General features: G+C 55.4%; 11 protein-coding genes. 10 read left to right on the forward strand and 1 reads right to left on the reverse strand.

Annotation, left to right across the window (positions count from 1 at the left end; translation table 11 throughout):
• Positions 1-110 precede the first annotated feature (110 nt).
• The 4 genes from QZ506_RS19205 to QZ506_RS19220 are packed head-to-tail and all read left to right on the forward strand — an operon-like array spanning position 111 to position 3020.
• Positions 111-332 (forward strand): hypothetical protein, encoded by a 222-nt coding sequence (locus QZ506_RS19205; protein ID WP_291973181.1) that lies wholly within the window; start codon positions 111-113, stop codon positions 330-332.
• Positions 301-1965 (forward strand): portal protein, encoded by a 1665-nt coding sequence (locus QZ506_RS19210; protein ID WP_291973183.1) that lies wholly within the window; start codon positions 301-303, stop codon positions 1963-1965. The genes QZ506_RS19205 and QZ506_RS19210 overlap by 32 nt, the downstream gene beginning before the upstream one ends.
• On the forward strand, positions 1962-2183 hold the full coding sequence (locus tag QZ506_RS19215) for a hypothetical protein (protein ID WP_291973184.1): 222 nt from the start codon (positions 1962-1964) through the stop codon (positions 2181-2183). Before QZ506_RS19210 ends, QZ506_RS19215 begins: the two co-directional genes overlap by 4 nt.
• 6 nt (positions 2184-2189) lie before the next feature.
• Complete coding sequence (locus tag QZ506_RS19220) at positions 2190-3020, forward strand: hypothetical protein (RefSeq protein ID WP_291973186.1); 831 nt, start codon at positions 2190-2192, stop codon at positions 3018-3020.
• A 12-nt stretch (positions 3021-3032) separates the two neighbouring features.
• Here QZ506_RS19220 and QZ506_RS19225 read toward each other — a convergent pair whose 3' ends face one another.
• Positions 3033-3227, reverse strand: coding sequence for a hypothetical protein (locus tag QZ506_RS19225; RefSeq protein WP_291973188.1), 195 nt, complete (start codon positions 3225-3227; stop codon positions 3033-3035).
• Position 3228: 1 nt separating this feature from the next.
• On the opposite strand from QZ506_RS19225, the gene QZ506_RS19230 reads away from it, so the two are divergent.
• The 6 genes from QZ506_RS19230 to QZ506_RS19255 form a co-directional block, all read left to right on the forward strand.
• Positions 3229-4134 (forward strand): phage capsid protein, encoded by a 906-nt coding sequence (locus QZ506_RS19230; protein ID WP_291973190.1) that lies wholly within the window; start codon positions 3229-3231, stop codon positions 4132-4134.
• Between the two features lie 57 nt (positions 4135-4191).
• Positions 4192-4764 carry a hypothetical protein gene (locus QZ506_RS19235; RefSeq protein ID WP_291973200.1) on the forward strand — a complete coding sequence of 191 codons (573 nt, stop codon included), beginning with the start codon at positions 4192-4194 and terminating at the stop codon, positions 4762-4764.
• A gap of 2 nt (positions 4765-4766) precedes the next feature.
• Positions 4767-6743 (forward strand): hypothetical protein, encoded by a 1977-nt coding sequence (locus QZ506_RS19240; protein WP_291973192.1) that lies wholly within the window; start codon positions 4767-4769, stop codon positions 6741-6743.
• 38 nt (positions 6744-6781) lie between these two features.
• Complete coding sequence (locus QZ506_RS19245; protein ID WP_291973194.1) at positions 6782-7201, forward strand: GNAT family N-acetyltransferase; 420 nt, start codon at positions 6782-6784, stop codon at positions 7199-7201.
• Complete coding sequence (locus QZ506_RS19250; protein ID WP_291973196.1) at positions 7191-7721, forward strand: hypothetical protein; 531 nt, start codon at positions 7191-7193, stop codon at positions 7719-7721. Before QZ506_RS19245 ends, QZ506_RS19250 begins: the two co-directional genes overlap by 11 nt.
• Positions 7722-7813: 92 nt before the next feature.
• Positions 7814-8496 (forward strand): hypothetical protein (locus QZ506_RS19255; protein ID WP_291973198.1); only part of this gene is annotated, 683 nt, incomplete at its 3' end.

The raw sequence follows: 8496 nt of genomic DNA on the forward strand, positions 1-8496 counted from the left end.
CGCAAACCACCAGTACCGCAGTCACCAACGAGGACGGGCAGCGCAAGCCGCATAAAGCCCCCGTACTGACTGACGAGGGCTGGCACGTTCCCAGCTAAGGAGAATCAGTCATGTGTGGAGGAGGTTCACCCACCGTTGTGCGGTACGACCCAGAAGCGGAAGCCGCCAAAGCAGCAAACGCCGCCGCCAAGGCAGCTAACGCGGATTCAGCCGCACGCCGCAAACGCAAAAAAGGCTCGTCCCTGCTTGCCACGGGTTCAGAAGGGGCAACGGATTCCGGCACGTCACTGCTTGCGTCTGGTGCAAGCGGTAAAACCAACCTGGGGGCGTAACGTGGTCAACGAAACCGCCAGCAAAATAATCCGTCGGGCGGATTCACTGAAAGCATTACGCCAGTCCAATGAATCGGCCTGGCGCGAGTGCTTTGATTTCACCTACCCGTTGCGCGGGGCTGGCTTTTCTTCCGATGTACTGGACGCCAGCAGCGCTAAATCCAGGGTGGCGCAGTTGCTGGACGGTACCGCAACGGACAGCACACGCATTCTTGCCTCGGCGTTAATGTCCGGCATGACGCCAGCAAACGCGCAGTGGATGGATTTAAACAGCGAAAGCCTCACCGACGAGCAAAAAACGTGGCTCTCTACCTGCGCAACGCTGATATGGGAAAACATTCACGCGGCCAATTTTGACGCGGAAGCCTACGAATCCTGCCTGGATGTGGTTATTGCTGGCTGGTTCGCACTTTACATCGATGAGGACAAGGAGCAAGGCGGCTTTACCTTCCAGCAGTGGCCGCTATCGCAGTGCTACGTCTCATCGTCTCGCCGTGATGGCATTGTTGACACCGTTTATCGCTGCTACCCGTTAACCGCCGAGCAGGCGGTAAAAGAATTTGGCGACAAAAACGTGAGCGACAAAATCCGCGACGAGGCCAAGAAAAAACCTGACGCGAAATTCGATTTTATTCACGCCATTTTTCCGCGTGATACCTATGTGGTCAATGCCCGTCTCGCAAAAAACATGCGCTTTGCGTCGTATCACATCGACGTGCAGGGCAAGCGCACCGCGCGCGAGTCTGGCTATCATGAATTTCCCGTTGCCGTTCCTCGCTGGATGAAGATCCCCGCCAGCGCCTACGGTGTCGGCCCCGTTTATGACGCGCTGCCCGACTGCAAAGAGCTAAACGAAATTAAGCGCATGGAGAAAGCCGCCGCTGACCTGGCGATTTCCGGCATGTGGATCGTGGAAGACGACGGTGTAATAAACCCGCGCACCGTCAAGGTGGGGCCACGCCGCATTATCGTCGCCAACAGCGTGAGCAGTATGAAGCCGCTGTTAACCGGTGCCGATTTCAACGTTGCGTTTACGTCCGAAGAAAAACTACGGGCGCAAATCCGCAAGATTCTGATGGCCGACCAGCTACAGCCGCAAGACGGCCCCGCCATGACCGCCACCGAGGTGCATGTGCGCGTGGCTCTGATCCGTCAATTGCTCGGACCCGTGTACGGACGCTTTCAGGCTGAATACCTGCAAATACTGGTTCAGCGCTGTTTCGGCATTGCGTACCGCGCTGGCATCTTCCCCGCCGCGCCTGAGGGCATGGACTCCGCCAATTTTAACGTGCATTACATTTCCCCGCTGGCCCGCGCGCAGAAGCTGGAGGACGTGACCGCCATTGAGCGTGCCGGGGCCAACATTGCGCAACTGGCACAGATTGATCCCGACGTTACCGACCTGCTGGATACCGACTCAGCGGCTCGCGTGGTGTCCGAAGCGCTGGGCGTTCCCGCCAAGGTGATTCGCAGCGCCGACGATGTGGCCCGTTTACGTGAACAGCGCAGACAGGCACAGCAGCAGGCAGCACAACAGCAAATGCTGATGCAGGCAGGGCAGGAAGCGGCAAGCTCGGCAGGTAAAGAAGCAGGTTCCGCATTGGTTCAGCAGATGGTAGGGGGAGCACGATGATCTTAAAGGATGCTCGAGCAGAGGATTACAAGCGCGTTTTTGAAGAAACGCCGGGCGGACAGCAAGTGCTGGATGAGTTAACGCGGCGTTTTGGTGGTGCCGTGTACGTCAAGGGGGGCCCTGAAGGTGATCGCCAGACATGTTTTAACGCCGGGCGACGTGATGTGCTCGATTTTATTTTACGCAGGCTTAATGAAGCAGACGAAGAGATGGAGTAAGCGACAATGTGGAAGCTTAAATTCCCGTTCATGAATCAGGCTGGCGAGGGCGAAGGCTCAGGGGGGGGCGATGGTGGTAACGGCGGCGGTGGTAATGCGGGTGGCGAAGGTGGCGGCGCTTTGCTCAATACTGGCGCAGCGCAGCAACCGGGCGCGACAGATTGGCTACCGGAAAAATACCGCGTTGTGGGCGAAGACGGTACCCTCAATATTGAAAGCTCTGCCCGCAAACTGGCGGATGCGCATACGCATTTGGAAAAGCGCCTTGGCAGCGGGGACGCGCCGCCAAAAACGGCGGATGAGTATGCACCTAAGGTAGATGCCGAGGGCTTCAATTGGGATGAGTTTAAAGCCGATCCCCAAATGCAGGGCTTCTTAAAATCGGCCCACGCCAAGGGGCTGACCAATGACCAGTTAAGCTTTGTGCTCGGTGAGTACATGCAGCGTGCGCCGGAACTGGTGGGCGGTGCCGCACAACTGGATCAGGAAGCCGCCAGCACAGCATTGCGCGAGGTGTGGAACACCGACGCGGAATTTAACAAAAATATCGGGCTGGCGTACCGGGCGTTTAATTCTCTGGCTGATGATGCCGACAAAGGCCGCATTGACGAAATCGGCAATAACCCGATGGTCATCCGCATGCTGGCAAGAATCGGCGAAGAAATGCAGGAAGATTCCCCGGCTGGCAGCGATATCAATCTGGAAGAGCAACAGACCATTCGCGATCTGATGAAGTCGGATGCCTATATGGATCCGAAGCATGCCGATCATGAAAAAGTCTCTGCGCGTGTCCAGGCGTACTACGCGAAAACCTACGGCAACACACCCGTAGCGTAATGCTGTGACATGTCACAACGAGCCAGCCTGAGCGCTGGCTTTTTTTATTTGGTCGGGAAACCGAACGCACACCTTGCGCAAAATCACTCCACCAGCCCGGCGTGGTAGCCGGATACCTGATTTTCCGCCGTCTGTAAGCGCCAGGCAGTCGGTGTATTGGGCCGGGAAACCGACACCCCACAGGCGAAACAGAATTGGAGTGCGCATTATGCCTTTTGATGCCAACAAAAATATGATCACCGCCGCCTTTGTAACGCAGTTTCATGATTCTTTTGAGATTGCCTCACAACAAAAAGATTCCCGTCTGCAGGCAGCGGTACAGGATTGCGGGCAGATCACCGGTGCGTCGTTCACCATCAACGACATGGGTACCATCGAAATGAACGCCATTACTACGCGTTTCGGTGACACCGTGTGGGACGTGCCGGAAGCCGGTACCCGTAACGCGCTGATGGCGGATTACGGCGTATTCGTTCCTGTTGAAAAACGCGACCAGCGTAAACTGATTGCTGACCCTCAGGGGCCCTATCTGCAGTTGACGCTGGCCGCCGCCAACCGCCGCAAGGATACGGTGATTTACCGTGCATTGCTGGATGCGGTACCGCGCAAGACGGAAAACAACGGCGCTTACACCAACGTTGCGCTTCCTGCGTCCCAGAAAATTGTAGCGGGTGGCACTGGCTTGACCAAAGCCAAACTGATATCCGCCAAAGCGATGTTCCGCCGCAACGAGTGCGACGAGCAGAACGGCGAACAGCTTTACATCGCCTACAACGCCGACATGCTGACGCAAATCCTGAGCGACACCACATTGACCAGCGCCGACTTTATGGCGGTCAAGATGTTGCAGGAAGGGTCTGTGTCTAACCACTGGCTGGGCTTCCAGTGGATCGCTTATGAAGCGCTGGATTCAGTAACGGCGGAAAGCGTGACCACTAAAACCACGGTGGCCTGGACTAAGTCTGCCGTGCATTTCGGTACCGGCGCTGAATATAACGTCGATATCGGCCCGCGCCGTGACAAAAACAACACCATCCAGATTTCCGTGGATGCGTCTTACGGCGCAGGCCGCGCCAACGAGAAGAAAGTGGTTGCGATTGATTTTGTCGCGTAACGCCGCGTGGGTATTGCCGGGGGTAAAACCCCGGCCGTTTTTGTTAAAGGTACCGCTATGGCTTCCAGTGTTTCCAGTGTTTCTATCTGTTCTAACGCGCTGCTTACCCTCGGGCAGAATCCCATTAATGATTTTAAAGAGGACTCTGACAGCGCACGCCTGTGCGCCAACGTTTATCCCACCGTACGCGAAGATTTATTGCGTAAACACCCCTGGAATTGTGCTGTTAAACGCGTGGTGCTCTCTCCCTCCAGTACCGCCCCTGCTTTTGGCTTTGCGTATCAGTTTCCGCTGCCGGGTGACTTGCTGCGCGTGCTATCCGTGGGTAATGAGTCAGACGATATCCAGTACCGACAGGAAGGGCGGAAAATCCTCGCCAACATCAACGCACTGAAACTGAGTTACCTCTTCAGCAACGACGATGAATCAACATGGGATCCGGCACTGGTGGCGCTGGCAGAAGCGTTTATGGCAGCAAAGATAGCCTATGCGGTAACGGCATCCGCCAGCCTTCGCGATGCGCTTACCCAGGAAGCCGCCTACCTGCTGCGTCAGGCCAAGGCCATTGACGGACAGGAAGACCCACCAGAAGCGCTTGGCGGTTATCCGTTGCTCACGTCGAGGTTTTAACCATGCGCGCCAACCTGATAAAAACCAATTTTACCGCCGGTGAAATTTCCCCGCGCTTGATGGGGCGCGTGGATATTGTGCGTTATGCCAATGGCGCAAAACAGGTAGAGAACGCCGTGTGCGTGGTTCACGGTGGCGTTAAGCGTCGCCCCGGTACGCGTTTTATTGCGGCCACGAAATACGCCGATAAAAAATCCCGCCTGATCCCTTTCGTGTTTAACCGCGCTCAGGCGTACGAACTGGAATTTGGCGACGGCTACGTGCGCTTTTTCCAGAACGGTGCGCAGGTGGTTAATGATGATTTAACCCCTTACGAAATCAAAAGCCCGTTCACCGAAAGCATGCTGTCCGAAGTGAAATTCGTGCAGAGCGCCGACACCATGCTTTTGGTTCACCAGGACATCCCGCCGCAACGGTTACAGCGACAGGCGCAAACCGATTGGACGCTGGCTGCTGCTGAATTTGTGGTGATGCCATTTGATGAAATCCGCGACACACCGGAAAAATGGTGCAAGCCCTCGGTAAAAGAGTTTGTCGGCACGTCGATAAAGCTCACGCTATACGATACCGAAAGCGCCACGTCCTTTACCGGCCGTGGCTGGGTGGCGGCTGATGTCGGGTCGTATGTGCGTATCAATCGCGGGCTGGTGCTAATCCAATCGGTAAGCAGTGCGCAGGTGGCCGCCGGTGTTATCCGTGCTGACCTGTCGGCAACACAGTCCGCCTCACCGGGAGCATGGACGCGTGAAGATAGTGTGTGGTCAGAAGCGTTGGGCTATCCGGGTGCCGTGACGTTCTACCAGCAACGGCTGGTGCTGGCGGGATCTCCTGAGTACCCACAAACGGTGTGGTTCAGTGAAACCGGCGCTTACCTGTCTTTCGAGCTGGGCGATGACGACGACGATGCCATGTCGTTTACGGTTTCCTCTGACCAGCTAAACCCTATCGTGCATTTAGCGCAGATGAACACGCTTATTGCGCTGACCTACGGTGGCGAGTTTACGTTAACCGGTGGCTCGGATGCGGCCATCACACCGACCAATATATCCGTAAAAAATCCCAGCCCCTACGGTTGCAATACTATTCGCCCGGTGCGCGTTGGTACCGAAATCCTTTTTATCCAGCGTGCAGGGCGCAAACTGTTTGCGGTCGCTTATGACCCCGATAGCTACGTCGCCTATTCCGCTAATGATCTCTCTGTATTGTCTGAGCACATCACAGAATCGGGCATTGTGGATATGGCCTACCAGCAGCAGCCGGATTCTATCGTCTGGCTGATACGCGCAGACGGAACCCTGTGCTCTATGGTGCTCGATCGTTCGCAGGATGTGATCGCCTGGTCGCGGCATGTCACCGAGGGTGCCTTTGAGTCGGTATCTTCTATCCCCACCGATTCAGGCGATGCGGTATATACCATCGTCAAACGTGAAATTAACGGCGAGACGGTGCGCTACGTTGAATTGCTGGTAGATGAATTGCGCAGCGATGCGACGGTTACCGGCACCAGTGAGGCAGGGGCAAAAGAGTGGGGAGGTTTACATCACCTCGAAGGAAAAACCGTTGATATCGTGGCAGACGGCAACGTCATGCCCGCACAGGTAGTAAGCGGCGGTGCTGTTACGCTGACCCGTACCGCGAAAAGCGCCGCCATTGGGCTGCACTTCAACACCACGATTGAAACGCTAACGCAGGAAGTCTCTACCAGCGAAGGCACCGTACAGAACGCCAGGAAACGCACCAGCGAAGTGACCATGCGTTTTCTCGACACCACCGGCGCAACCTGCAACGGGCAAACCCTCCCTTTTCGTCGCTTTGGCCCGAAAATTCTCAACCAGCCTGCACCGCTTTTCACAGGCGATCACTCGTGGGGAAAACTCGGCTGGGAAAAAGGCGAAGACACATTACGCATTCAGCAATTGCAGCCGCTGCCGTTCCATCTGCTGGCTGTCATGAGCACTTTCACCAGTAACGGGGGCTAACCATGATACGACCGGCAACAAAAGAGGATATTCCGGCGTTGGTTGCGTTTGGCGGAATGCTTCATACGGAGTCCAGCTATTCAAACCTGCGTTTTATACCAGAAAAGGTTGCTGTGTTTTTGCAGCGAGTCATTGACGGAGCAGGGGTTGTTTTTGTGTCTGAAAAGGATGGCGAAATCATCGGTGGCATTGCCGGTAGTGTTATGGAGCACTGGTTTTCCGATGAAAAGATCGCTTTTGATTATTCACTTTTTATTTCCCCAAAACATCGTCAGGGAATAGCCGCGTTGAGACTGATACATGCGTTTTGCGAATGGGCGAAGTTGAAAGGCGCGCGAGAAATTCGCATGGGGATCACCACGGGCATTAATGTTGATGGTGTTGCTCGGCTGTATCGGTCTATCGGGTTTGAGGACGCGGGAATACTGTTCAGAAAAGAGGTAGATCATGGGTGTTGAAACAGCTTTATTGGCGGCTACTGCCGCATCGTCTTTATTGGCGGCGGGTGGTGCCGTTATGGGCGGTATGCAGCAAAAGAAAATGGCTGATTACCAGGCGGCACAAGCAGAGGCAGACGCGGAGGCCGCAAAATCAGCGGCGCGGGTTGAGGCCGAACGCATCCGAAAAGCGGGCGCGGCACAGGCGGCACAGGCAAACGCAGCGTATGCCGCATCAGGCGTTGAAACGGGATCGGGAACTGCATTGCGCATTACGTCGGGGATTGTGGGTGATGCGGAAGAAGACGCCACGATGACCATCCTCAACGGGCAAAATGCCGCTTCACGCTATCGGGCACAAGGACAGGCTGACAGGATTAGCGGCCGCAATGCTGCCACGTCTGGTTATATCAGTGCGGGAAGTTCATTACTGTCATCTGGCGCGAAAGCTTATTCTGGCTGGAAGACCGCGCAAGATAAGCCAGCAAGCAAAACCGGCGCATCAACAAACAACCTGTTCGGCAACATGGGGATTCATTAATGCGTATCCCAACGGGTAATTTTGGTAACGCGGTTCCCACACCCCAGCCAACGCGCGTCAATGTGAGCGGTACGGGTGCTATCGGGCAAGCGGTGGCGGGGTTGGCGGATGATGTAAAGCAAGAGATTAACGCGGTTGTGCGCGCCCGCGCCGGCGAGTCGATGCTCGATTATCAAATCGGTATAAAGGACTCTCTCGAATCAATCCGACGGCGAGTGGAAGATGGCACACTGCGTGCTGATGAAGTAGAGAATGCATATCACGACGCGGTAGGAAAGCTGGAAAAGCCGCAATTATCAGGGCTGGGTATTGCAGAAACACAGGTTGCCGAGGGTGGGCTAAAGCGCTACGAATCTGATGGACTCACCACGGCGCAGGGCTACGCGCGTGCCGCACTGAAAATCGAAGCGCGTGATCAGGTTGATAGCGGGCTGGATAAGCTGGGTAAACTGACCAGCTACCCCGGTGCAGATATCGAAAAAATCAACGCCATGTCTGCTGCATATGATGAACAGGGACGGATTGGTTATGGTGCTCAGTGGGCGAAAGTACGCCAAGGTTGGATTGATCAGAATTGGTTTAATCAGGCGCGGCAGCGAGTCATGGAGGCGAGGGACAACGGTGCCGCGTTGTCTGACTTAACCAATCAGCTTACCTCTGAAAAGGGTTTTTATATTGATAAGCTTGATCCAGACAAGCGCAATGCGTTGCTGAATCAGGCTATGGGCTATCAGTCGCGGTTAGAGGCAAAGGCAGCAGCAGCAGAGGCAAAGCG

Origin of the sequence: Candidatus Symbiopectobacterium sp. (genome assembly GCF_020054415.1) — a bacterium.
Taxonomy (GTDB): domain Bacteria; phylum Pseudomonadota; class Gammaproteobacteria; order Enterobacterales; family Enterobacteriaceae; genus Symbiopectobacterium.

What these genes read in the sequence shown, in the direction of transcription:
- QZ506_RS19205 (WP_291973181.1), top strand. Translation starts at nt 111, where the DNA reads ATGTGTGGAGGAGGTTCACCCACCGTTGTGCGGTACGACCCAGAAGCG.
- QZ506_RS19215 (WP_291973184.1), top strand. Translation starts at nt 1,962, where the DNA reads ATGATCTTAAAGGATGCTCGAGCAGAGGATTACAAGCGCGTTTTTGAA.
- QZ506_RS19220 (WP_291973186.1), top strand. Translation starts at nt 2,190, where the DNA reads ATGTGGAAGCTTAAATTCCCGTTCATGAATCAGGCTGGCGAGGGCGAA.
- QZ506_RS19225 (WP_291973188.1), bottom strand. Translation starts at nt 3,227, where the DNA reads ATGCGCACTCCAATTCTGTTTCGCCTGTGGGGTGTCGGTTTCCCGGCC.
- QZ506_RS19230 (WP_291973190.1), top strand. Translation starts at nt 3,229, where the DNA reads ATGCCTTTTGATGCCAACAAAAATATGATCACCGCCGCCTTTGTAACG.
- QZ506_RS19235 (WP_291973200.1), top strand. Translation starts at nt 4,192, where the DNA reads ATGGCTTCCAGTGTTTCCAGTGTTTCTATCTGTTCTAACGCGCTGCTT.
- QZ506_RS19240 (WP_291973192.1), top strand. Translation starts at nt 4,767, where the DNA reads ATGCGCGCCAACCTGATAAAAACCAATTTTACCGCCGGTGAAATTTCC.
- QZ506_RS19250 (WP_291973196.1), top strand. Translation starts at nt 7,191, where the DNA reads ATGGGTGTTGAAACAGCTTTATTGGCGGCTACTGCCGCATCGTCTTTA.